This is a genomic window from Streptomyces cellostaticus, from assembly GCF_001513965.1.
GTDB lineage: Bacteria > Actinomycetota > Actinomycetes > Streptomycetales > Streptomycetaceae > Streptomyces > Streptomyces cellostaticus.
The window spans coordinates 480,382-502,802 of the sequence record NZ_KQ948016.1; the positions used below are offsets into that span (position 1 = coordinate 480,382).

Sequence of the window (22,421 nt, forward strand, 5' to 3'; positions counted from 1 at the left end):
GCGGACCGCGTCCGACAGCGGGGAGTAGGCGAACCAGCCGAAGTCGGCCGCACCCTGCGGGGTGAGGAAGCCGCCGACCGCGATGGTCGAGCCGAACAGGTACAGCCAGTAGGCGAACATGTTCAGCCGCGGGAACGCCACGTCGGGCGCGCCGATCTGCAGCGGCATGATCCAGTTCGTGAAACCGGCGAACAGCGGCGTCGCGAACATCAGCAGCATGATCGTGCCGTGCATCGTGAACGCCTGGTTGAACTGCTCGTTCGACATGATCTGCAGACCAGGCCGGGCGAGCTCGGCGCGCATCAGCAGCGCCATCACGCCACCGATCAGGAAGAACGCGAACGACGTGACGAGGTACAGCGTTCCGATCGTCTTGTGGTCGGTGGTCGTCAGCCACTTCACCACGACATTGCCGGGCTGCTTGCGCCTGACCGGCAGCTCGTCCGCGTATGCGCCTTCAGCTGCCGCGGCACCCTGGGGGTCGTTGAGGATGCTCACAGGTTGTTCGTCTCCCGGTTCTTCTCGTGGCTCGTCTGCGCGATGCCGGCGGGAATGTAACCGGTCTGCCCCTTCTTCACGAGGTCCTTGAGGTGCGCCTCGTACGCTGCCGGGGAGACGACCTTCACGTTGAACAGCATCCGGGAGTGGTCGACGCCGCAGAGCTCGGCGCACTTGCCCCTGAAGGTGCCCTCCTCGTTCGGAGTCACCTGGAAGGCGTTGGTGTGGCCCGGAATGACGTCCTGCTTCATCAGGAACGGCACCACCCAGAAAGAGTGGATGACGTCACGCGAGGTGAGGACGAAGCGGACCGTCTTGCCCTTGGGGAGCCAGAGCGTGGGACCGGGGTCGCCGTTGTCCGGGTTACGGGTGCCGGGCGTACCGACGTCGTAGACACCGCCGGCGTTCGCCGGGAAGTCCTTCTTGAACCGGTCCGGGATGGCGTCCAGGTTCTTGTCGGTCTTGGCGTTGCCGGTGACACCGGGAACGTTCTCGACGTAGTTGAAGCCCCAGCTCCACTGGAAGCCGACCACGTTGACCGTGACGTCGGGCTTCTTGGAGAGGTCCAGGAGCTTGGACTCGTCCCGGGCCGTGAAGTAGAACAGCACCGAGATGATGATGATCGGGACCACCGTGTACAGGGCCTCGATCGGCATGTTGTACCGGGTCTGCGGAGGGACCTCGATCTTCGTGCGGCTGCGCCGGTGGAAGAAAGCACTCCACAGAATCAGGCCCCACACCAGCACGCCGGTGGCCAGCGCGGCAGCCCAGGACCCCTGCCACAGGGAGAGGATCCGCGGAGCCTCTTCCGTGGCCGGGTTGGGCATACCAAGGCGGGGGAAGTCCTTGTATGTGCAACCGGTGGCGGTCGCCAGGACCAGGCCCGCGGTCATTGCCTGCAGCAGCTTCCGCCGCATCGGGCGCCGCGGCGAGCGGTCGGAGCCGTTGGGACTCACGTAGCGCCTTCCCGAGAGTCTCGCCCGCGCGGTCGGCTGCGGCCTTCTCGCTGGTCGGTCGCCGCCCTGCGGCGGGCAGGGGTTTGGATGTTTATGCGGACCAAACCCTAGCCGACGCCCTCCGGGGGTTCGCGGGGAGGGGGGCATACGCGCCGCGGGTCAGCCCGAAGGGGTGGGTTTGGGCGCCCAATAGCTCGTTTTCTTGCGGTTTCGAGCGCGGGTGCAGGTGCGTTGTCGCTGGTCGCGCCGTTCCCCGCGCCCCTGCTTTTCTCACCGGCGTTTTAACGTTGCTGTGTGTCCTACTTTGACGCTGCATCCGCCGCCCCTCTCCATCCCGTTGCTCGTCAGGCCCTGTTGGCCTCTCTGGACGAGGGGTGGGCCGATCCTGCTCGGCTGTACCGGGAGGGGCGGAAGGCGCGGATGTTGCTCGACGCTGCCCGGGAAGCGGTCGCCGAGGCGGTGGGGTGCCGGGCCGACGAGGTGGTGTTCACCTCGTCCGGGACCCGGGCCGTACACACCGGCGTCGCGGGGGCGTTGGCCGGGCGGCGGCGGGTCGGACGCCACCTGATCGTGTCAGCCGTCGAACACTCCTCGGTACTCCATTCGGCGGAGGCGTTCGAGGCCGAGGGCGGGGCCGTGAGCAGGGTGGCCGTGAACCGGGCCGGAGCGGTGGATGCGTCGGCCTACGCGGCTGCCCTCCGGCAGGACACCGCGCTGGCCTGTCTGCAGTCGGCCAATCACGAGGTCGGGACCGTGCAGCCGGTGGCGCAGGTGGCGGAGGTGTGCCGGGCCGCCGGGGTGCCCCTGCTGGTGGACGCCGCGCAGTCGCTCGGGTGGGGGCCGGTCGAGGGTGACTGGTCGCTGCTGGCGGCGAGTGCCCACAAGTGGGGCGGGCCCTCCGGGGTGGGGCTGCTCGTCGTGCGCAAGGGCGTGCGGTTCGCGGCGCAAGGGCCCGTGGACGAGCGGGAGTCGGGGCGGGCGCCCGGCTTCGAGAACCTCCCGGCGATCGTCGCGGCCGTGGCCTCCCTGCGGGCGGTGCGGGCGGAGGCCGCCGAGGAGGGGGTACGGCTGCGGGAGCTGACGGAGCGGATCCGGGTGCGGGTGCCGGAGCTGGTGCCGGACGTGGAGGTGGTGGGCGATGCCGAGCGGCGGCTGCCGGGGATCGTCACCTTCTCCTGTCTCTATGTCGACGGAGAGGCCCTGCTGCACGAGTTGGACCGGGAGGGCTTTTCCGTCTCGTCCGGGTCGTCCTGCACGAGCAGCACACTGACGCCCAGCCATGTGCTGAAGGCGATGGGGGTGCTGAGCGAGGGGAACGTACGGGTGTCGTTGCCGCCGGGGGTGGCCGAGGAGGACGTGGAGCGGTTCCTGGACGTGCTGCCGGGGACGGTGGCGGGGGTGCGGGAGAAGCTGGGGGCGCCGGCTCCGGCGACCGTGGTCCAGGCGCAGGAGCTGGTCGTCGACTCCCTCGGCAAGCGCTGCCCGATCCCGGTCATCGAGCTGGCCAAGGTCTTCGGGGAGGTGCCGGTGGGGGGCACGGTGCGGGTGCTCTCGGATGACGAGGCGGCCCGGCTGGACATTCCCGCCTGGTGCGAGATGCGGGGGCAGGAGTACGTGGGCGAGGAGCCGGCGGAGCGGGGTACGGCGTATGTGGTGCGCCGGGTGAGCTGAAGGGGGCCCGGGGGGGGCTCGCCCCCCCCGAAAGGGGCGCGGGGAACTGCGCGACCAGCCCCGACGGGCCCGCAGTCGACCACGGACCCGCTGGGGCAGACGCATAGTCGCCCTCAGCCCAGGTGAGCCTGAACCTCTTCCGCCGCCTCGACGCCGTACGCCTTGGTGAACCGGTCCATGAAGTGCGCCCGGCGCAGCTGGTACTCCTGGGTACCCACCGTCTCGATGACGAGAGTCGCCAGCATGCAGCCGACCTGGGCCGCGCGCTCCAGGGAGACGCCCCAGGCGAGGCCGGAGAGGAAACCGGCCCGGAAGGCGTCGCCGACACCCGTGGGGTCGGCCTTGCGCTCCTCCTCCGCGCAGCCGACCTCGATCGGGTCCTCGCCGACCCGCTCGATGCGCACGCCCCGCGAGCCGAGCGTGGTGACGCGGTGGCCGACCTTGGCCAGGATCTGGGCGTCGCTCCAGCCGGTCTTGGACTCGATGAGGCCCTTCTCGTACTCGTTGGAGAAGAGGTAGGTCGCCCCGTCGAGCAGTATCCGGATCTCCTCGCCCTCCATACGGGCGATCTGCTGGGAGAAGTCGGCGGCGAAGGGGATCGCGCGGGAGCGGCACTCCTCCGTGTGCCGGAGCATGGCCTCCGGGTCGTCGGCGCCGATGAGGACCAGGTCGAGGCTGCCGACCCGGTCGGCGACCGTCTTCAGCTCGATGAGGCGGGCCTCGCTCATCGCGCCGGTGTAGAAGGAGCCGATCTGGTTGTGGTCGGCGTCGGTGGTGCACACGAAACGGGCGGTGTGCAGGGTCTCGGAGATACGGACCGAATCGGTGTCCACACCGTGGCGGTCGAGCCAGGCGCGGTACTCGTCGAAGTCGAAGCCGGCGGCCCCGACCAGGATCGGCGTGGTCCCGAGCTGCCCCATGCCGAAGGCGATGTTCGCGGCGACACCGCCCCGGCGTACGTCCAGGTTGTCGACCAGGAAGGAGAGCGAGACCGTGTGCAGCTGGTCCGCGACGAACTGGTCGGCGAAACGGCCGGGGAAGGTCATGAGGTGGTCGGTGGCGATGGAGCCGGTGACTGCGATGCGCACGACAGGCATTCTCCTGCGGGAGGCGGGATTGACAGTTCACGCTACCCGCTCACGGGCAGCCACTGAAGCTGGCAAAACTACCCGATAGTAGATCTTTCTTCGCGAGCCCACACGTGTCTACGGTGCGGTCATGACGAACCTCAAGGTCAACTCGATCGCCCCGGCCGACCTCGAAGGCGACCTCGCCTCGCTGCGCGGGGACTGCGCCCTGATGGCCCCGCACTGGGCGGCTCCCGAGCACGCCGACTCCCGTCCGGTGCCGCCGTCCCTGATCCACGGGGTGACCGTGCCGGTGCGCTCCGCCCGGCTGCTGGACGCGATGTCCGACTACGGCGACTGACACCCCGGGGCGCACATACGGGAACCGTGCGCTCCCCTCGCGCGTCCCATCGCCGTCCCCCGTGCCGGGGACGTGGGACACGATCCAGCGAGGAGCGATGCGGTGAACACCGAGCGACCGGAGAACCCCGAGGAACCCGAGAACCCCAAGGAGCCCGAGGCCTCCAAGGTTTCCGACGATTCCAGGGTTTCCGAGGACTCCGAGGCTTCCGGGGCCGCCGAGGCTTCCGGGGCCGCCGGGGCGGACGAGGTCTCCGGGGCGGACGAGATCTCCGGTGAGAGCGAGGCCGCCGGGGCGGACGACGGCGGAGCCGGCCGGGTCGAAGAGGTCGGCGAGGTCGGGAGCGGGGGCGACGGTGAGCGGGCCGGGCGGCGCCGCTCCCCCGTGGTCGTCGCCTCGGTCGCGGCGGCCGTCCTGCTGGTCGGGGGCGGCAGCGCGTACCTCGCCGCGCACCACGGATCGGACGGCCGTACGAACGCCGGTGCGTCCGGCGGTGGCGGGACTCCTCCGCCGCTCGCCCTGGACGGGTGGGCGCAGGGCGGTACGGGCGGCATCGCGCCCGGGGAGCCGAATCCGTACGGCGCGACCTATGTGGCCGCGGGCGAGCTGCCGGGCGGTCCCGGTTCGGCGCCGGTGTACGTGCCGGGGGCCGAGGTCGGCAAGGACCGGGTGGCCCGGCTGGCCAAGGCGCTCGGTGTGGACGGGACGCCGGTGGCCGAGGGGCGGACCTGGCGGGTCGGCGGAGGGAAGGACGGCTCCGGGCCGGCCCTTGAGGTGAACAGGGACGCGCCGGGCAGCTGGACCTTCAGCCGGTATGCGCCCGGTACCGACAACTGCAAGAAGGTCACCGTCTGCGCGCACGACCCGATGGCCCCGGCCGGCGACCCGGTGAGCGTGGCGGTCGCCGAGAAGGCGGCGGCGCCCGTGCTGAAGGCGCTCGGGCAGGACGACGCGAAGATCGACGCGAGCCAGATCATGGGTGCCCAGCGGGTGGTCAACGCGGACCCGGTGGTGGGCGGGCTGCCCACCTACGGCCTGACGACCGGCCTGACCGTGGACAAGCAGGGCGAGCTGGTCGGCGGTCATGGGCAGCTGGCGGCGCCGGTGAAGGGGGACACGTATCCCGTCCTGGGCGCGAAGAAGACGCTGGAGCTGATGAACAAGGCTCCGAAGACCGACCACCGCATGGGCATCGGCGGCTGTGCCAGTCCGGTGCCGCTGAAGAACCGGCTGGAGCAGCCGTGCGGCGCGTCCACGTCGGTGCCGAAGCGGGCGGCGGACGAGGTCACGGTCGACAAGGCGGTGTTCGGGCTGGCCGCGCGCTCGGCCGGCGGGCGGCAGCTGCTGGTGCCGTCGTGGCTGTTCGAGGTGCGGGGGTCGGCGGCGGGGGACGCCTTCACAGTGGCGTATCCGGCGGTCGATCCCCAGTACCTGGCGGCACCGTCGGTGTCGGCTCCGTCCCCGTCTCCCTCGTCTCCCTCGTCCCCCGGGTCCTCCGCGCCGAAGACGCATGAGGTGAAGGTGGACGGCTACACCGCCGACGACCGCGAGCTGACCGTGAGCTTCATGGGCGGGGTGTGCGCGGACTACACGGCGTCGGCGAAGGAGAGCGGCGGCCGGGTCACGGTCACCGTGACCGAGAAGCCCTGGCCGGACAAGGTGTGCATCCTGATCGCCAAGGAGTACGTGAAGACCGTACGGCTGGACGCACCGCTCGACGGCCGGACGGTGGTCGGCGTCGACGGCAAGCAGATCCCGAAGACGAAGCCGGGGGCGCTGCGGCCGCAGACTGCCTAGCCGCGCCGGAACCGCAAAAGGCGGCGGCCCCCGCGGAGGGGGTCGCCGCCTTTGCGGTCAGGCTGGGGTCGGCTCAGCTGAAGGAGTCGCCGCAGGCGCAGGAGCCCGTCGCGTTCGGGTTGTCGATCGTGAAGCCCTGCTTCTCGATCGTGTCCACGAAGTCGACGGTGGCGCCGCCCAGGTACGGGGCGCTCATGCGGTCGGTGACGACCTTGACCCCGTCGAAGTCCTTCTCCACGTCGCCGTCGAGCGAGCGCTCGTCGAAGAAGAGCTGGTAGCGCAGGCCGGAGCAGCCGCCGGGCTGGACAGCGACGCGCAGGGCGAGGTCGTCGCGGCCTTCCTGGTCGAGCAGCGCCTTGACCTTGGACGCGGCGGCGTCGGTCAGGATGATGCCGTCGGTGACGGTGGTGGTCTCGTCCGATACGGACATCTACATCTCTCCCGGGTTGTACGGAGACTGCTTGCCGACCAGTGCAACCGGCGTTTCCGCGGATTCATTCCGGGCCGGGCGTTCGCGTGGTCGCGTTTTCGTTCCGCCCTCCATGCTCGCACACGCCCGAGGAGGCGGACAGCGGCCTGTGGAGGGACCTGAAGGAGCGCGGCGGAACCCCGGCGGGATTCACGTCACATCGACGCTATGGCCATCGTCAAAGTGACGTGAAGCAGTTATGATAGATAGCGTCAGTTAGACGAAAAGTAGAAAGGGTGCGTGCCGTGACCACCGCCCAGACCCCGGATCTCGACGTACAGCCGACTCCGCTCGCCCTGCTGCTTCTCGGCCGTGAGGCCGACCCGAAGAGCGAGCGGGGCGTCGAGTGTCCCGGCGACCTGCCCTCGCCGTCCGACCCCGATCTGGTCGAGCGCGCCCGCGCGGCCAAGGAGAAGCTCGGCGACAAGGTCTTCGTGCTCGGCCACCACTACCAGCGCGACGAGGTCATCCAGTTCGCCGACGTCACGGGCGACTCCTTCAAGCTGGCCCGGGACGCAGCCGCGCGCCCGGAGGCCGAGTACATCGTCTTCTGCGGTGTGCACTTCATGGCCGAGTCGGCGGACATCCTGACGTCCGACGACCAGAAGGTCGTCCTGCCGGACCTCGCGGCCGGCTGCTCCATGGCCGACATGGCGACGGCCGAGCAGGTCGCCGAGTGCTGGGACGTGCTGACCGAGGCGGGCATCGCCGAGCAGGTGGTCCCCGTCTCGTACATGAACTCCTCGGCGGACATCAAGGCGTTCACCGGCAAGCACGGCGGCACCATCTGCACCTCGTCCAACGCCAAGCGCGCCCTGGACTGGGCCTTCGAGCAGGGGGAGCCCTCGGCGACGAAGGTCCTCTTCCTGCCCGACCAGCACCTGGGCCGCAACACCGCGGTGCGGGACATGGGCATGTCCCTGGACGACTGCGTAGTCTACAACCCGCACAAGCCGAACGGCGGGCTGAGCGCGGACGAGCTGCGGGCCGCGAAGATGATCCTGTGGCGCGGCCACTGCTCGGTCCACGGGCGCTTCAGCGTGGACTCGGTCAACGACGTGCGCGCCCGCATCCCTGACGTGAACGTCCTCGTCCACCCCGAGTGCAAGCACGAGGTCGTCGCCGCGGCGGACTACGTCGGCTCGACGGAGTACATCATCAAGGCCCTGGAGGCAGCTCCGGCCGGCTCCAAGTGGGCCATCGGCACGGAGCTGAACCTGGTCCGCCGCCTGGCGAACCGTTTCGCGCCCGAGGGCAAGGAGATCGTCTTCCTCGACAAGACGGTCTGCTTCTGCTCGACCATGAACCGCATCGACCTGCCCCACCTGGTCTGGGCCCTGGAGTCCCTGGCCGAGGGCAACCTGGTCAACCGGATCGAGGTCGACAAGGAGACGGAGGCGTTCGCCAAGCTGGCGCTGGAGCGGATGCTGGCACTGCCGTAGCGGGGCTCGTGCCCGGCGCAGGGGCGCCTCCCTTTCGGTTCGGGGGGCGCCTCTCTTCTTTCAACAGCCTCTTCGTCTTCTTTCAAACAGCCGCTCCGGTCAGCGCTGCAGCCATTCGAGCAGCTCCTCGTGGCGTATCTGGTACACCGTGCCGGCCGACCTCAGCAGACCGCGATCGTGGCACCAGCGCAGGAACGGGGCCAGGCGCCACGGCAGCCGGCCCCTGGTCGCGGCGATCACACCGAGGTACTGGCGGCTGGTCACGGCGACGAAGCCCGGCCCGGCGGCCAGGCCACAGGCGACGGCCGTGACGGCGGCGAGCGGCCAGGGCACCCGCAACCAGTCGACGAACAGCAGCGCGTAGAGCGCCAGGCCCACCACCACGGCACCCGCCACCAGCCCCGGCCATCGCGTCGTTGCGCAGCGGGGACAGCGGGGTGGGCACCCCCGGCGGATCCGGGTCGGGTTCTCCTCCGCCCCGGCTGCGGGCGGCCCGCAGACCTGCCCGCACCCCCACCATCAGTCCGATCGCGCCGGCGCCGCAGCCGGCCGCGACGCCGACGAAGTCGCCGAGCCGGCCGGCCGCCAGTCCGGCGACCGTCATCACCGCCAGAGCGGTCGGCACCCCCGCCGCGACCAGCCGGCCCCGGTCGACGTCCGCCCGTACCGACAGGGCCAGGCCGAAGCCGAAGACGAAGGCGAAGGCGCCGCCGACGCCCAGTTCTCCCCCAGCTCGGCCCACGGTTCCTGTGCCAACGTCGTTACCCCCAGACGGACTGAACTCACCGCGATGGCACGGTGGTTGACGCCCTTTCGGGCACTCCCCGGGCCGCCCGGCCCGGCCGTACCGGATCAGGCCGCTTCCGGGGACGCCTCCGCCACTGAAGGCCGAAGCCCCCGCAGCGGTACCACCGGCTGCGGGGGCTTCGTACTCGAACCTCATCTTTCGGGCATGCGGGCCCGCGTCACACCCCCGCCGGTGCCCGCTCGGCGGCCGGCTCCTCGTGCGCCGCGCGCTTCGCCGCCCGCTTCTTCGCGCGGCGCTCCTTGCGGAGCTCCAGCATCGCGTAGAGCGTCGGGACGAGCAGCAGGGTCAGCAGCGTGGACGAGATCAGACCGCCGATCACGACCACGGCCAGCGGCTGGGCGATGAAGCCGCCCTCGCCGGTGACGCCCAGGGCCATCGGGAGCAGGGCGAAGATCGTCGCCAGGGCCGTCATGAGGATCGGGCGGAGCCGGTGGCGGCCACCCTCCACCACGGCCTCGACCACGCCGTAGCCCTGCCTGCGGTACTGGTTGATCAGGTCGATCAGCACGATCGCGTTGGTCACCACGATGCCGATCAGCATCAGCATGCCGATCATCGCGGGAACGCCCATCGGGGTGCCGGTGGCGACCAGCAGGCCGATCGCGCCCGTCGCCGCGAAGGGGATCGAGACCAGCAGGATCAGCGGCTGGACGAGCGAGCGGAACGTCGCCACCAGCAGCATGAAGACGATCGCGATGGCCGCGAGCATCGCCAGGCCCAGGTTCTTGAACGCGTTGTCCTGGTCCGAGCTCACACCGCCGATCTGCGCCTTGGCACCCGCCGGGAGCTTCAGGGCCTTGATCTTCGACTGGAGCTGGGTGCTGACCGCGCCCGTGTTGTCCCCGGTCGGCTTGGCGGTGATGGTGGCGGCGCGCTGGCCGTCGATGCGGGTCATGGAGACGGGACCGTCCACCAGCTTCACGGTGGCGATGTCACCGAGCTTCACCGGTCCGAGCCGCAGCGCCTTCAGCTGGGCCAGGGTCGTGGCGGGCTTGGCCGACTTCACGACGACGTCGCGCTCGGTGTCGTCGAGGATCGCCTTCGCCGCCGTCGTACCGCGCACGGCCTGCGCGACCGCGGCACCCAGCTTCTGGTCGTCGAACCCGGCTGCGGCCGCCTTGGCATTGGCCTTGACCGAGATCCGCGGCACGCTCTGCGCCAGGTCGCTGGTGACGTCGGTGACGTCGTCGAGGCCGGCCACGGTGGAGCGCACCCGGTCGGCGGCCTCGCCGAGCACCTGCGGGTCGGACGCCTTCACCACGACGCTGAGGTCCTGGTTGCCGAAGCCGTCACCGGCCGACACGGTGGTCGTACCGATGCCCTTGAGCTGCTTCAGCCCCTCCTCGAGGCGCTTTTGCACGTCGTCGTAGGACCCCGAGTCCTTCAGCATCACCTGGTACGACGCCTGGTTGGTGTCCGTGCCGCCGCCGAAGGCTGCCATGAAGCCGGAGGAGCCGACGGTGACCTGGTAGTCCTTGACGCCCTTGGTGGAGGCGAGCAGCTTCTCGACCCGCTTGGCCTGTGCGTCGGTGGCCGCGAGGCTGGTGCCGGGCTTCAACTCCTGCTTGACGGTGAGGACTTCCTGGTCGCCCTGGTCGAAGAAGTTCGTCTTCAGCAGGCCGCCCATGCCGAACGTGACGACCAGGACGACGATCGCGATCAGGACGCTGGTCAGGCGGCGGCGCGTCGCGAAGCGCAGGACGGGGACGTAGAAGCGCTGGAGGCGGCTCTTCGCCTCCTTCTCCTCGGCCCGGCGGCGGGCCTCCTCGGCGTCCTCGGGGGTGCCCTTCGGGGCGCGCAGGAACCAGTACGACAGAACCGGCACGACCGTCAGCGAGACGAGCAGGGAGGCCAGCAGGGCCGCCGTCACCGTGATGCTGAACGAGCCGAACAGGGCGCCCACCATGCCGCCGACCAGGCCGATCGGCAGGAACACGGCGACCGTGGTGAGGGTGGAGGAGGTGACCGCGCCCGCCACCTCGCGCACCGCGTTCAGGATCGCTTCCCTGCGCTCCTCGCCGTAGCCGAGGTGCCGCTTGATGTTCTCCAGGACCACGATCGAGTCGTCGACGACCCGGCCGATGGCGATGGTCAGCGCGCCCAGGGTGAGCATGTTCAGGGACAGGCCGCGGGTCCACAGCACGATCAGGGCGAGGACGACGGACAGCGGGATGGACACCGCCGTGACCAGCGTCGAACGGACCGAGGCCAGGAAGACCAGGATGATCAGGACCGCGAAGAGCAGGCCGAGCGCGCCCTCCGTGGTCAGGCCCTTGATGGACTTGGACACCGCCGGGCCCTGGTCGCTGACGACCGTGAGCTTGGCGCCCGCGCCGAGATCCCCCCGCAGGTCGGGCAGCTTGTCCTTGACCGCGTTCGATATGGAGACCGCGCTGCCGTCGTGGTCCATCGTGACGTTGACGGCGAGGCTCTGCCGGCCGTCGGTGCGGGTGATGGAGTCGGCCGCGGCCGGCTGCTCCTTGACGGTGGCCACGTCACCGAGGCGTACGGGCTTGTTGACGCCCTCGCCAGTGACCATCAGGTCCTGGATCTGCTTCAGCGAGGTGAATCCGCCGCCGACCTGGACGGTGCGGTTGGCGCCGTCCTCGTCGAAGGAACCGGCCGGGACGGTCGCGCCGCCCGCCTGCAGGGCCTGGCCGAGGGCGGCGGAGGTGAGGCCCGCCTGCGCCAGCTTCGCGTCGTTCGGGGTGACGGCGACCTGGAGGTCACGCACGCCGGTGACCTGGACACGGCCGACGCCGTCGATGTCCTTCAGGGTCGGTACGACGGTCTTGTCGAGCTGGTCGGCGAGGGCCTGCTGGTCCTTGCCGGAGGTGACGGCGAGGACCACGGTCGGCATGTCGTCGGTGGACCCGGAGATGACCTGCGGGTCGACCTCGTCCGGGAGCTGGTTGCGGGCCCGGTTCACGGCCTGCTGGACGTCGGAGACGATCCGCTTGGTGTCGTTGCCGTAGTCGAAGGACGCCATGATCACGGCGTTGCCCTCGCTCGCGGTGGAGGTGACACCGGTGACGCCGTCGACGCCCTGCAGGTTGTCCTCGATGGGCTTGATGACCTGCTTCTCGACCACGTCGGGCGAGGCGCCCCGGTACGGCGCGAGGACCGACACCATGGGCAGGTTGATGGTGGGCAGCAGCTGCTGCTTGATCTGGGGTATCGCGATCAGCCCGAAGACGAGCGCGATGATCGACATGAGCCCGATCAGGGCCCGTTGCGCGAGGCTGAATCTCGACAGCCAGGACATGGTTCAGGGTCTCGTTTCCGTGAGCGGCAGAAGCGGGACGCGCAGATGAGCGCCCACCCCACCACCCTGAGCCACGCCGGACGGCGATCCCGTCGGCCCCAGGTCCATTTCCTTATCCGGCTCCTACTCCGCGCGCAGTACGCCCGGGTGGAGATCACTCCATCCTCGGACGTACCAGCCCCGACTCGTACGCGATGACGACGAGCTGGGCCCGGTCCCGGGCGCCGAGCTTGGCCATGGCCCGGTTGACGTGCGTCTTCACCGTCAGCGGGCTGACCTCCAGACGTTCGGCGATCTCGTCGTTGGAGTGGCCGCCGGCGACCTGGACGAGCACCTCCCGCTCCCGGCCGGTGAGCGCGCCGAGGCGCTCGGAGCGGGCGGGATCGCGGCCGTCGTCGTCACCCTGGGCGAGGAAGCGGGCGATCAGGCCCTTGGTGGCGGCCGGGGACAGCAGGGCCTCGCCACCGGCGGCGACCCGGATGGCGTTCAGCAGTTCCTCCGGCTCGCTGCCCTTGCCGAGGAAGCCGGAGGCGCCCGCGCGCAGCGACTGGACCACGTAGTCGTCGACCTCGAAGGTGGTCAGTATGACCACGCGGACCTGGGCGAGTGACGGGTCGGCGCTGATCAGGCGGGTGGCGGCGAGGCCGTCGGTGCCGGGCATCCGGATGTCCATGAGGACGACGTCGGCGCTTCGCTCCTTGGCCAGCCGGACCGCCTCGGCGCCGTCGGAAGCCTCCCCGACCACCTCCATGTCGGGCTCGGAGTCGACCAGCACCCGGAACGCGCTGCGCAGCAGTGCCTGGTCGTCGGCGAGCAGGACACGGATCGTCATACGGGCTCCCCCGGGGCCGTGGTGCGGGTCTTGACCGGCAGGATCGCATGGACGCGGAAGCCGCCGCCGTAGCGGGGTCCGGTGGTCAGGGTGCCGCCGACGGCGGTGACCCGCTCCCGCATGCCGAGCAGTCCGTGCCCGCCGCCGGCCCCGGGCTCACCGCCCGCACCCGCGCCGTCGTCCAGGACGGTGACCTCGATGTGCGGTCCGACGCGTACGACGCTGACCTCGGCCTTGGCGTCCGGGCCCGCGTGTTTCTGGGCGTTGGTCAGGGCCTCCTGGACGATCCGGTAGGCGGCCAGGTCGACGGCGGCCGGGAGTTCGGTGCCGTGGTCGGCGCGGGCCACCTCGACCGGGAGTCCGGCGCTGCGGAAGGTGCCGGCGAGTTCTTCGAGACGGCTGAGGCCGGGGGCGGGTTCGGTGGGGGCCTCGGGGTCGCCGGACTGGCGGAGCAGTCCGACGGTGGCGCGCAGTTCGTTGAGCGCGGACCGGCTGGCCTCGCGGACGTGGGCGAGGGCCTCCTTGGCCTGGTCGGGCCGCTTGTCCATGACGTGCGCGGCGACTCCGGCCTGCACGTTGACCAGCGCGATGTGGTGGGCGACGACGTCGTGCAGATCGCGGGCGATGCGCAGCCGCTCCTCGGCGACGCGGCGGCGGGCCTCCTCCTCGCGGGTGCGCTCGGCGCGTTCGGCGCGCTCCCGGATGGCCTGGACGACCGCGCGGCGGCTGCGTACGGCGTCCCCGGCGGTGGCGCCGATACCGGTCCAGGCGAGCACGCCGAGGTTCTCCTGGGCGTACCAGGGCAGGGGGCCGCCGAGCATCGCGGCGCCGGTCAGCACGGTCATGGTGAGCAGGCCGATGCGCCAGGTGGTGGTGCGGTCGGTGGTCGAGGCGACGGTGTAGAGGGCGACGACGGCGGACATGGCGACCGGGGCGCGCGGGTCGCCGGTGACGGACTCGATCAGGGAGAGGGTGCCGGTGACGGCGAGGACCGTCTTGGGCGCACGGCGGCGGAAGACGAGCGCTGCCGCGCCGAGGGCCATGAGGAGGAGGCTGAGCGGGGCCGGGCTGCGTACCCCCCAGGTGACGCCGTTCTCCCCGCGGGGCACTACGAAGGACCCGGCGACCATGCACACCAGCACGCCCGCCGCGATGGCCGCGTCCAGTGCGAGGGGGTGCGCCTTGAGGCCGCACCGGGCGCGTTCGAGAGTGCTCACGTGGGAACAGTACGGGGTTCCGCTGCGCCCCGAAGGGGCGCGGGGAACTGCGCGACCAGCCCCCGCCGGCCCGCAGGGATTCTCAGCCCGGGATCAGCCCGTCGTCGCTGAGCATCTCGCGGACCTCCGCCAGTGACGCGTCCGGGGACGGGAGGATCAGCTCCGAGGGTTCCAGTGCGTCGTCCGGCAGGGGCGTGCCGAGTCGGCGGACGGCGTCGAGGAGGGCGGTGAGCGTGCTGCGGAAGCCGGGCTCGTCGCCGCTCTCCATCGCCTCGAGCAGCTCGTCGTCCAGCTTGTTCAGCTCGGCGAAGTGGTAGTCGTCCAGCTTCACCTGGCCCTCCCCCATGATCCGTACGATCACGTCGGCCTCCTCGGTTCGCGTCCCGGCGCCGGACTACTGCTTGTCGAAGCGCGGGGTGTCCTGCGGGTGCTGCTGGGACTGCCCCTGGCCGGTGCCGCCCTCGATCGCCTGCTGCGGCGATCCTCCGGCCAGCTCCGCCTTCATGCGCTGCAGTTCCAGCTCCACATCCGTACCACCGGAGAGCCGGTCCAGCTCGGCGGCGATGTCGTCCTTGGCCATGCCGGAGGGGTCGTCGAGGGCGCCGGAGGCGAGCAGTTCGTCGATGGCGCCGGCCCGGGCCTGGAGCTGCTGCGTCTTGTCCTCGGCGCGCTGGATGGCGAGGCCGACGTCGCCCATCTCCTCGGAGATGCCGGAGAAGGCCTCGCCGATACGGGTCTGGGCCTGGGCGGCGGTGTAAGTGGCCTTGATGGTCTCCTTCTTCGTGCGGAAGGCGTCCACCTTGGCCTGCAGGCGCTGGGCCGCCAGGGTGAGCTTCTCCTCCTCGCCCTGGAGGGTCGTGTGCTGGGTCTCCAGGTCCGTCACCTGCTGCTGCAGGGCGGCCCGGCGGGAGAGTGCCTCGCGGGCCAGGTCCTCGCGGCCGAGCGCGAGCGCCTTGCGGCCCTGGTCCTCCAGCTTGGTCGACTGCTGCTGCAACTGGTTGAGCTGGAGTTCCAGGCGCTTGCGGGAGGTCGCCACGTCGGCGACGCCGCGGCGCACCTTCTGCAGCAGCTCCAGCTGCTTCTGGTACGAGTAATCGAGGGTCTCGCGCGGGTCCTCGGCCCGGTCAAGGGCCTTGTTCGCCTTCGCGCGGAAGATCATCCCCATACGCTTCATGACACCGCTCATGGGCTTCGCGCGCCCCCTTCTGACGGACTCCAGCTCACCGATCCTGCGACAGGACCCACAGTACGGGCCCTGACTCCATTACCGCACTGTTCCGGGGGTGATGCGCTCATCCCCAAGGACGACTGCGGACGATATCGCTCCGGCGTGAGGAGTAGGTGGTCCTCGGGGTGAGCCCCTCGGGCCTGCTCGGTGGCCGCCGGGTGAAGCGTCTGCAACGTCCCCTCTGTCCCCCTACAGACGTCCGGTGTTGCCGGATCGTTCCCCGCTGGACTGGGGTCCATGCGCGGGAAGCCCTTACCCTTGGGTTTTGTGTTCCGTAGCCGTGCCAAGGATGAGAAGGCCCCCGCCGACAAGGCGGCCGTGACCGACTCCAAGCAGCCCCGAGACCCGCAGGCCCCCAAGGGCAGGCCCACGCCCAAGCGCAGTGAGGCCCAGTCCCAGCGCCGCAGTGTCGCCAACACGCCGACGACGCGCAAGGACGCCGCCAAGCGTCAGCGCGAGGAGCGCCGTCAGGCGCTGGACCGGCAGCGTCAGGCGCTGGCCGGCGGCGACGAGCGGTATCTGCCCGCCCGGGACAAGGGCCCGGTCCGCAAGTTCGCGCGCGACTGGATCGACTCGCGGTTCAACGTGGCGGAGTTCTTCCTGCCGCTGGCCGTGGTGATCCTGGTGCTGAGCGTGGTGCGGGTCCCCGCGATCCAGGCCGCCGCGCTGTGGCTGTGGCTGGTCGTGATCGTGCTGATCGTGCTCGACGCGGTCGTCAGCGGCTTCCGCCTGAAGAAGCGGCTCGCCGAGCGCTTCCCCGACCAGAACCGCCGGGGCGCCGTCGCCTACGCCCTGATGCGCTCCCTCCAGATGCGTCGGCTCCGGCTGCCGAAGCCGCAGGTCAAGCGCGGAGAGCGGCCCTGAGCGCAGAGGCCTTCACCGGGGGCGCGGCCGAGTCCTGGCTGAACAAGCTGGGCGGGCTGCGTGATGTCGTACGACAGGAGCTGGTGGCCCGGCAGCTCGACGAGCAGATAGCCGGGCGGTTCCCGGTCGGGCAGCGGCTGCGCATACTCGACGTGGGGATGGGCCAGGGCACGCAGGCGCTGCGGCTGGCCCGGCTCGGTCACCAGGTGACCGGTGTCGAGCAGGACGCCACGATGATCGCGGCCGCGCATCAGGCCCTGGCCGGTGAGCCGGAGGGCATCCGCGAGCGGGTCCGGCTGGTGCAGGGCGACGGGCGGGACACCGGCGTGCACTTCCTGCCGGGCAGCTTCGACGTGGTGCTGTGCCACGGCGTTCTGATGTACGTCGAGGAGCCCGATCCGCTGGTGGCCGGTCTGGCCCGGATGCTCGCGCCGGGCGGGCTGCTGTCGCTGCTGGTGCGCAACGGCGACGTGCTCGCCATGCGGCCGGGCCTGTCCGGGGACTGGACGGGCGCGCTGGCCGCGTTCGACACCACCGCCTACCGCAATCGCCTCGGCCTGGACGTACGGGCGGACCGGCTCTCGGCGCTCACCGCCACGCTCGCCGGCATCGCCGCCCCGCTGCACGCCTGGTACGGCGTACGGGTCTTCACCGACACCGCGGCGGACGACGCGGAGATCCCCGAGGACCTTCAGACGCTGCTGGCGGTCGAGGAGCGGGCCGGGCGGACGGATCCCTACCGGGGTGTCGCGGCGCTGCTGCACCTGTGCGGGGTGCGGGGCTGAGCCCGTTCGGGCGTACCCGGCAGGCCCGGTGATCCCCCCCGAAGCGAGACTCGGGGCATGGACGCTTCCCGTACCCGTGCCTCTTGGAGGGTCGCCTCCGCCGCCGTCCTGGTGTGCGCCGCGCTGCCGGCCGTCTCCGGCTGTACGGCCCCGCCGGCGCCCGCGGAGAAGGACGGCTCGACCATCCGGGCGGCGCCCCGCACGGCCGCGGGCGACCTGCAGAGCCAGTACCTGAAGGTCATCAAGGAGGTCCTGCCGTCGGTCGTGCAGATCCAGGCGAGCCATGATCTGGGCTCCGGGGTCGTGTACGACGACCAGGGGCACATCGTCACCAACGCGCACGTGGTCGGCTCCGAGAAGAGCTTCAAGGTGACCACGGCCAACAGCGAGGAGCCGCTCACCGCGCACCTGGTGTACTCGTACCCGGACCAGGACCTTGCGGTGATCAAGCTCGACAAGGTGCCGGCCGGGCTGAAGGCGGCGGCGGTCGGGAACTCCGAGAAGGTGGAGGTCGGCCAGATCGTGCTGGCCATGGGCTCGCCGCTCGGGCTGTCGTCCAGCGTGACCCAGGGCATCGTGTCGGCGACCGGACGGACCGTCAGCGAAGGCAGCTCGGGCGGGGGTACGGGCGCCACCATCGCGAACATGGTGCAGACATCGGCCGCCATCAACCCCGGCAACAGCGGGGGCGCCCTGGTCAACCTCGACGGACAGGTCATCGGCATCCCGACGCTCGCCGCCGCCGATCCCGAGCTGGGCGGCAGCGCGGCGCCGGGCATCGGGTTCGCCATCCCGGCGTCGATGGTGAAGACGGTCGCCGGCCAGATCATCAAGAGCGGCAAGGTCGTCGACTCGGGGCGGGCCGCGCTCGGCATCACCGCGCGGACGGTCGTGGACGACAGCTACCAGCCGGCCGGGGCCGCGGTGGTCAGCGTCAGGAGCGGCGCGGCGGCCGGGCGGGCGGGGCTGCGGCCGGGTGACGTGATCACCAAGCTGGGCGGCACCCCGGTCACCACGACCACGGCACTCTCCGAGGCGCTGGCGGCGGACAGACCGGGGCAGCGGACGAAGGTGACCTTCCAGCGCAACGGCGGTGAGAAGACGGTGGAGGTGACGCTGGGTGAGCAGTGAGGGGTGAGGAGGCAGGCCCCTCCTCACCCCTCCCGTCGGGCTACGACGCGTCGGCGTGCAGGCTCATCGGACCGTAGATCTCGGTGCTCTCCTCGAACAGCCGCACCTGGTCCGCGCCGCCCTCCAGCAGCGCCTTCCAGTGCTCGCCGATCCAGGACTCGGCGTCCCCCTGCGTGGTGAACTCCTCCGGCTGCACCGCGGGCTGGACCTCCGTCCCGTCGGCCTTCTCGAAACGCCACGTCCATGCCGTCATGTGGGCCTCCTTTGATCCACGTGCTGCCCCGCTCAGCGTATTCGCTCCGCTGGGTCGGCCGTTAGATCACCTCGGGTAGTGCCGGAAAGTGCGGGCCGGTGGGGGCCGGTCGCGCAGTTCCCCGCGCCCCTTAGGGTGCTGCAGATGAGCGGTACCTACGAGGACAGGTGAAAATCGGTCCCGTGGAAGTGACTCTGCTCGGTACCGGTGCTCCTGCGGGGCTGCCCCGCCCCGACTGTCCCTGTGCGGTGTGTGCGACTGCGCTCGGGCCGGATGCGCGGGCGGCCACCGCGTTGTTGGTGGACGGGACGCTGTTGCTGGACCTGACGCCCGGGGCGGCGTTCGCGGCCGCGCGGGCGGGGCATTCGCTGGGCGGGGTACGGCAGGTGCTGCTGTCGCATCCGCACGACGGGCCCGCGATGGAGGTGCCGGCCGGGCTGCCGCAGCCCGGGCGGGTGCCGGACGGGCGGGAGTTGGCGCTGCTGACGGGGCATCGGGTGCGGGCCGTGGCGATGGACGCGGGCGGCACCGGGTACGCGGTGACCGGGCCGGACGGGCAGCGGCTGCTGTATCTGCCGCCGGGCGGGGCGCCGGCCGGTCTGGAGGAGGCTACGGCGGAGACGTACCAGATGGTGCTGGCCGACGTCGTGGGCCGCCCGGATGCGCTGGCCCGCCTGCGGGCGGTCGGTTCCCTCACGCCGACGACGGATGTGATCGCCGTCCATCTCGACCACGACGTACCGCAGCGCGCGGAGGTGCGGCGGCGGCTCGCGGCGGCCGGGGCGCGGGCCGTGCCGGACGGTACGACGCTGGTGGTCGGGGCGTACGAGGAGGTGCCGGACGTGCCGCGGCGGACGCTGGTGCTGGGCGGGGCGCGCTCGGGGAAGTCGGTGGAGGCCGAGCGGCGGCTGGAGGCGTTCCCCGAGGTGCTGTACGTGGCCACGGGCGGGACACGCGGCGGGGACACCGAGTGGGCGGCGCGGGTGGCCTTGCACCGGGAGCGGCGGCCGGGGTCGTGGCGTACGACGGAGACGACCGATCTGGTGCCGCTGCTGGCCGTGGACGGGCCCCCGGTGCTGATCGACTGTCTGTCGCTGTGGCTGACGGACGTGATGGACGAGGTCGGGGCGTGGGACGACGCGGAGTGGGCGGACGGGGGCGAGAAGGCGCTGCGCGAGCGGGTGCGGGAGCTGACGAAGGCGGTGCGGGCCACGCGGCGGACCGTGGTGGCCGTGTCCAACGAGGTGGGGTCGGGGATCGTGCCCGCCACTGCTTCCGGGCGGCGGTACCGGGATGAACTCGGGCGGCTGAACGCGGCGTTCGCGAGCGAGTGCGAGCAGGTGCTGCTGGTCGTCGCCGGACAGGCTGTCGTGCTGCGGGGTTGAGAAGGTGCCCGCAGCTGTGCGCGCCCCGAAGGGGCGCGGGGAACTGCGCGACCAGCCCCCACCGGCCCGCCGTCAGGTGGCGGCCCTGGACTGTTTGCGGGCCACGATCCGGTACGCGTTGGAGAAGCGGGTGCGGGCGGACAGGGGGGCGAGAAGGTGGTCCACGGCCGAGGCCAGCGCCAGCGCAGGCGCTGCCGGGGCCCTCAGGACCGGGGGGACGCGGGCCAGGGCCAGGGAGAGGGCCGCCGAGAGGTCGTAGGGGATGTGGGGGGCTCTGCGGTCCGTGACGAGGATCGTGCAGCCCTGGGCCTCCAGTTCCGCGCGCAGGTTGGCCACGGGCATCAGGTGGAGGTGGCGGGGCTGGCCGTACGGCAGCCACCACCTGCCGAGCAGCCTGGCGAACGCGCAGCGCGGGTCGGGGACTTCGACGACGAGGTGGCCGCCGGGACGCAGCGCGGTGAGGGCGGCGCGGAGTTCGGCGCGGGGGTCGGGGACGTGTTCCAGGTGGTGGAACATGCTGAGCACGTCGTAGCGGGCACGGAGGCGGACCGCCGTCCCCGGGGTGGTCAGGTAGCCGCGGTGGGCCTCCTCGACGCGGCCCTCCAGCAGGGCCTGCTCCACGCGGGCGGTCGGGTCCAGGCCGTCGAAGCTGGTGTAGGGGAAGAACTCCTTCGCCGCCTCGGGGAAGCGGGCGTGGCCCGTGCCCACGTCCAGCCAGCTCTCCGGGTCGCGCAGCGCCGACAGCGCGTGGGCCGTGGCTCGGTGGCGGCGGCGGACCGCACGGGCGGAGAGGATGCGGGCGGCGAACTCCTCGAGGTGCCGTTCGTAGAAGTCCCGGCGGTAGAAGGCGAGGCCCTCCGCCGTGAGCCGGGGGTTCTGGAAGGTGTGGCGGCAGTCGCGGCACTCGTCGAGGACGAAGGTGCCCGGCCGGTGCCGCAGCGGGTCGGCCGTGCGCAGCCGGGTGCGCAGGCGCGGGGAGCCGCACCAGGGGCAGTCCTCGCGGCGCGGCTCCTGAAAGGGATCGCGCGGTGCGGTGACCTGCGGGGTGCTGGGCGAGGGCGGCATGATGGCTCCCTGTGCGACATTCCACTGCAAACCGGAACGTATGGGATACACATCTTGGGTGCAAAGACGTCGTGACGGTGTGGTGGCGGTGTGGCGCGGATGCGTCCGTTCGCTGCCGGTACTGTTCGGCGAATGAGCAGCCTTAATCTGGACGACTTCACCGATCTGATCGAGCGCCCGGACGGGGGCGTACGCCGTGACGCCGAGGCCCGGCGCGAGCGCCAGATCGTGCCGCCCGGGTCGCTCGGGCGCCTGGACGAGCTGGGCGAGTGGCTGGCCGCCGCACAGAGCGCCGTACCGGTACGGCCGGTCGAACGGCCCCGGGTGGTTCTCTTCGCCGGTGACCACGGGATCGCCGGACTCGGCGTCTCGGCGCGGCCCGCGGGCGGTGCCGGGCAGCTGGTGCGGGCGGTACTGGAGGGCGGCAGCGCGGTGTCGGTGCTCTCGCGCCGCCTCGACGTGCCCGTGCGGGTCGTGGACATGGCCCTGGACTGCGCGCCGGACGCCTTCCCGGAGGACGTCGTACGCCACCGGGTGCGGCGCGGCAGCGGCCGTATCGACATCGAGGACGCGCTCACCCTGGACGAGGCCGAGGCGGCCTTCCGGGCGGGCGTCGCCGTCGCCGACGAGGAGGCCGACTCGGGGACGGATCTGGTGGTGCTCGGCGATGTGAGCGTGGGCGGGACCACGGCGGCCGCGGTGCTGATCGCCGCGCTGTGCGGGACCGACGCGTCCGTGGTGACCGGGCGGGGCGGGCAGGCCATCGACGACCTGGCGTGGATGCGCAAGTGTGCGGCGGTCCGGGACGCGCTCAGGCGGGCGCGGCCGGTGCTCGGGGACCAGTTGCAGCTGCTCGCGACCGTGGGCGGGGCCGATCTGGCCGCGATGACCGGGTTCCTGTTGCAGGCGGCGGTGCGGAAGCTGCCGGTGATCCTGGACGGTGTGGTCGCCGCCGCGTGTGCGCTGGTCGCCCAGCGGGTGGCCTTCCGAGCGCCGGACTGGTGGCTGGCCGGGCACGACAGCGGGGAGCCGGGGCAGGCGAAGGCGCTGGACCGGATGGCGCTGGAGCCGCTGCTGGAGCAGGGCGTGAAGGTCGGCGAGGGGGTGGGGGCGCTGCTGGCTCTGCCCTTGGTGCGGGCCGCCGCAGCGCTGGCCGCCGAGCTTCCCGAGAAGGAGCCGGAGGAGGTTCCCGAGAAGGAGCCGGAGGAGAAGGAGTAGTCGGGCTGCGGCCCGGGAGGAGGCAGCTCACCTCGGCCGGAAGAGCCGGAGAAGAAAATGTGCGGCGATGGTGAGGGCACCGGCCACGGCGGGCCGAAAAGTTCGGTTC

Annotated in this window: 21 protein-coding genes; 9 read left to right on the forward strand and 12 right to left on the reverse strand. The window is 71.4% G+C overall.

Going from position 1 to position 22,421, the window contains the following annotated elements; all coding sequences use genetic code 11:
- A partial coding sequence (locus AQI88_RS47450; RefSeq protein WP_244184048.1) for a cbb3-type cytochrome c oxidase subunit I occupies nt 1-498 on the reverse strand: 498 nt, incomplete at its 3' end.
- Nucleotides 495-1,454, reverse strand: a complete 960-nt coding sequence (gene ctaC / locus AQI88_RS05790; protein WP_066992859.1) for an aa3-type cytochrome oxidase subunit II — start codon at nt 1,452-1,454, stop codon at nt 495-497. The genes ctaC and AQI88_RS47450, both read right to left, overlap by 4 nt.
- A 294-nt stretch (nt 1,455-1,748) precedes the next feature.
- Here ctaC and AQI88_RS05795 point away from each other — a divergent pair, with 294 nt between their 5' ends.
- Nucleotides 1,749-3,125: a cysteine desulfurase/sulfurtransferase TusA family protein gene (locus AQI88_RS05795; protein WP_066992863.1), complete on the forward strand. Its 1,377-nt coding sequence runs from the start codon at nt 1,749-1,751 to the stop codon at nt 3,123-3,125.
- Nucleotides 3,126-3,238: 113 nt separating this feature from the next.
- Here the strand turns inward: AQI88_RS05795 and AQI88_RS05800 are convergent, their stop codons facing one another.
- Entirely contained in the window at nt 3,239-4,213 is a 975-nt protein-coding gene (locus AQI88_RS05800; protein ID WP_066992866.1) for a carbohydrate kinase family protein, read from the reverse strand.
- Nucleotides 4,214-4,343: 130 nt separating this feature from the next.
- On the opposite strand from AQI88_RS05800, the gene AQI88_RS05805 reads away from it, so the two are divergent.
- Together AQI88_RS05805 and AQI88_RS05810 are read left to right on the forward strand one after the other, a co-directional pair.
- Complete coding sequence (locus tag AQI88_RS05805; protein ID WP_066992868.1) at nt 4,344-4,553, forward strand: hypothetical protein; 210 nt, start codon at nt 4,344-4,346, stop codon at nt 4,551-4,553.
- A 102-nt stretch (nt 4,554-4,655) separates the two neighbouring features.
- A complete protein-coding gene (locus AQI88_RS05810) occupies nt 4,656-6,350 on the forward strand; it encodes a hypothetical protein (protein ID WP_066992871.1) in 1,695 nt (564 codons plus the stop codon).
- Between the two features lie 73 nt (nt 6,351-6,423).
- Here the strand turns inward: AQI88_RS05810 and erpA are convergent, their stop codons facing one another.
- Nucleotides 6,424-6,780 (reverse strand): iron-sulfur cluster insertion protein ErpA, encoded by a 357-nt coding sequence (erpA, locus tag AQI88_RS05815; RefSeq protein WP_066992874.1) that lies wholly within the window; start codon nt 6,778-6,780, stop codon nt 6,424-6,426.
- Between the two features lie 284 nt (nt 6,781-7,064).
- On the opposite strand from erpA, the gene nadA reads away from it, so the two are divergent.
- Nucleotides 7,065-8,261, forward strand: coding sequence for a quinolinate synthase NadA (gene nadA, locus AQI88_RS05820; protein WP_066992877.1), 1,197 nt, complete (start codon nt 7,065-7,067; stop codon nt 8,259-8,261).
- Nucleotides 8,262-8,360: 99 nt separating this feature from the next.
- Here nadA and AQI88_RS05825 read toward each other — a convergent pair whose 3' ends face one another.
- The 6 genes from AQI88_RS05825 to AQI88_RS05850 all read right to left on the reverse strand — a co-directional run bounded on the left by AQI88_RS05825 (nt 8,361) and on the right by AQI88_RS05850 (nt 15,569).
- The gene (locus AQI88_RS05825) at nt 8,361-8,657 is read right to left on the reverse strand and encodes a hypothetical protein (RefSeq protein WP_066992881.1); all 297 of its coding nucleotides are present in this window, start codon (nt 8,655-8,657) and stop codon (nt 8,361-8,363) included.
- A gap of 569 nt (nt 8,658-9,226) precedes the next feature.
- Nucleotides 9,227-12,334: an efflux RND transporter permease subunit gene (locus AQI88_RS05830; RefSeq protein WP_066992884.1), complete on the reverse strand. Its 3,108-nt coding sequence runs from the start codon at nt 12,332-12,334 to the stop codon at nt 9,227-9,229.
- A gap of 154 nt (nt 12,335-12,488) precedes the next feature.
- Complete coding sequence (locus tag AQI88_RS05835; protein WP_066992887.1) at nt 12,489-13,166, reverse strand: response regulator; 678 nt, start codon at nt 13,164-13,166, stop codon at nt 12,489-12,491.
- Nucleotides 13,163-14,383, reverse strand: coding sequence for a sensor histidine kinase (locus tag AQI88_RS05840; protein ID WP_066992890.1), 1,221 nt, complete (start codon nt 14,381-14,383; stop codon nt 13,163-13,165). The genes AQI88_RS05835 and AQI88_RS05840 overlap by 4 nt, the downstream gene beginning before the upstream one ends.
- An 82-nt stretch (nt 14,384-14,465) precedes the next feature.
- Nucleotides 14,466-14,744 (reverse strand): PspA-associated protein PspAA, encoded by a 279-nt coding sequence (pspAA, locus tag AQI88_RS05845; protein WP_066992892.1) that lies wholly within the window; start codon nt 14,742-14,744, stop codon nt 14,466-14,468.
- Nucleotides 14,745-14,777: 33 nt separating this feature from the next.
- Nucleotides 14,778-15,569: a PspA/IM30 family protein gene (locus AQI88_RS05850; RefSeq protein WP_079057407.1), complete on the reverse strand. Its 792-nt coding sequence runs from the start codon at nt 15,567-15,569 to the stop codon at nt 14,778-14,780.
- Nucleotides 15,570-15,848: 279 nt separating this feature from the next.
- On the opposite strand from AQI88_RS05850, the gene AQI88_RS05855 reads away from it, so the two are divergent.
- The 3 genes from AQI88_RS05855 (at nt 15,849) to AQI88_RS05865 (ending at nt 18,391) form a co-directional block, all read left to right on the forward strand.
- Entirely contained in the window at nt 15,849-16,475 is a 627-nt protein-coding gene (locus tag AQI88_RS05855) for a DUF3043 domain-containing protein (protein ID WP_208615721.1), read from the forward strand.
- An 83-nt stretch (nt 16,476-16,558) separates the two neighbouring features.
- Nucleotides 16,559-17,260, forward strand: a complete 702-nt coding sequence (locus tag AQI88_RS05860) for a class I SAM-dependent methyltransferase (RefSeq protein WP_066992906.1) — start codon at nt 16,559-16,561, stop codon at nt 17,258-17,260.
- Nucleotides 17,261-17,317: 57 nt separating this feature from the next.
- Entirely contained in the window at nt 17,318-18,391 is a 1,074-nt protein-coding gene (locus tag AQI88_RS05865) for a S1C family serine protease (RefSeq protein ID WP_066992909.1), read from the forward strand.
- 40 nt (nt 18,392-18,431) lie between these two features.
- Here AQI88_RS05865 and AQI88_RS05870 read toward each other — a convergent pair whose 3' ends face one another.
- The gene (locus AQI88_RS05870) at nt 18,432-18,644 is read right to left on the reverse strand and encodes a hypothetical protein (RefSeq protein ID WP_066992912.1); all 213 of its coding nucleotides are present in this window, start codon (nt 18,642-18,644) and stop codon (nt 18,432-18,434) included.
- 182 nt (nt 18,645-18,826) lie between these two features.
- Between AQI88_RS05870 and AQI88_RS05875 the strand changes: the two genes are divergently transcribed.
- Nucleotides 18,827-20,029, forward strand: a complete 1,203-nt coding sequence (locus AQI88_RS05875; RefSeq protein ID WP_066992916.1) for a bifunctional adenosylcobinamide kinase/adenosylcobinamide-phosphate guanylyltransferase — start codon at nt 18,827-18,829, stop codon at nt 20,027-20,029.
- Between the two features lie 72 nt (nt 20,030-20,101).
- On the opposite strand, the gene AQI88_RS05880 is transcribed toward AQI88_RS05875, so the two are convergent.
- A complete protein-coding gene (locus AQI88_RS05880) occupies nt 20,102-21,094 on the reverse strand; it encodes a class I SAM-dependent methyltransferase (RefSeq protein ID WP_066992919.1) in 993 nt (330 codons plus the stop codon).
- Between the two features lie 132 nt (nt 21,095-21,226).
- Here AQI88_RS05880 and cobT point away from each other — a divergent pair, with 132 nt between their 5' ends.
- Nucleotides 21,227-22,312, forward strand: coding sequence for a nicotinate-nucleotide--dimethylbenzimidazole phosphoribosyltransferase (gene cobT, locus AQI88_RS05885; protein ID WP_066992922.1), 1,086 nt, complete (start codon nt 21,227-21,229; stop codon nt 22,310-22,312).
- The last annotated feature ends 109 nt before the right edge of the window (nt 22,313-22,421 follow it).

Bases quoted from the DNA above. Each gene is read 5' to 3' on its own strand.
- AQI88_RS05805 (WP_066992868.1), top strand. From the start codon at position 4,344: ATGACGAACCTCAAGGTCAACTCGATCGCCCCGGCCGACCTCGAAGGC.
- erpA (WP_066992874.1), bottom strand. From the start codon at position 6,780: ATGTCCGTATCGGACGAGACCACCACCGTCACCGACGGCATCATCCTG.
- AQI88_RS05830 (WP_066992884.1), bottom strand. From the start codon at position 12,334: ATGTCCTGGCTGTCGAGATTCAGCCTCGCGCAACGGGCCCTGATCGGG.
- AQI88_RS05835 (WP_066992887.1), bottom strand. From the start codon at position 13,166: ATGACGATCCGTGTCCTGCTCGCCGACGACCAGGCACTGCTGCGCAGC.
- AQI88_RS05850 (WP_079057407.1), bottom strand. From the start codon at position 15,569: ATGAGCGGTGTCATGAAGCGTATGGGGATGATCTTCCGCGCGAAGGCG.
- AQI88_RS05855 (WP_208615721.1), top strand. From the start codon at position 15,849: ATGCGCGGGAAGCCCTTACCCTTGGGTTTTGTGTTCCGTAGCCGTGCC.
- AQI88_RS05865 (WP_066992909.1), top strand. From the start codon at position 17,318: ATGGACGCTTCCCGTACCCGTGCCTCTTGGAGGGTCGCCTCCGCCGCC.
- AQI88_RS05870 (WP_066992912.1), bottom strand. From the start codon at position 18,644: ATGACGGCATGGACGTGGCGTTTCGAGAAGGCCGACGGGACGGAGGTC.
- AQI88_RS05880 (WP_066992919.1), bottom strand. From the start codon at position 21,094: ATGCCGCCCTCGCCCAGCACCCCGCAGGTCACCGCACCGCGCGATCCC.
- cobT (WP_066992922.1), top strand. From the start codon at position 21,227: ATGAGCAGCCTTAATCTGGACGACTTCACCGATCTGATCGAGCGCCCG.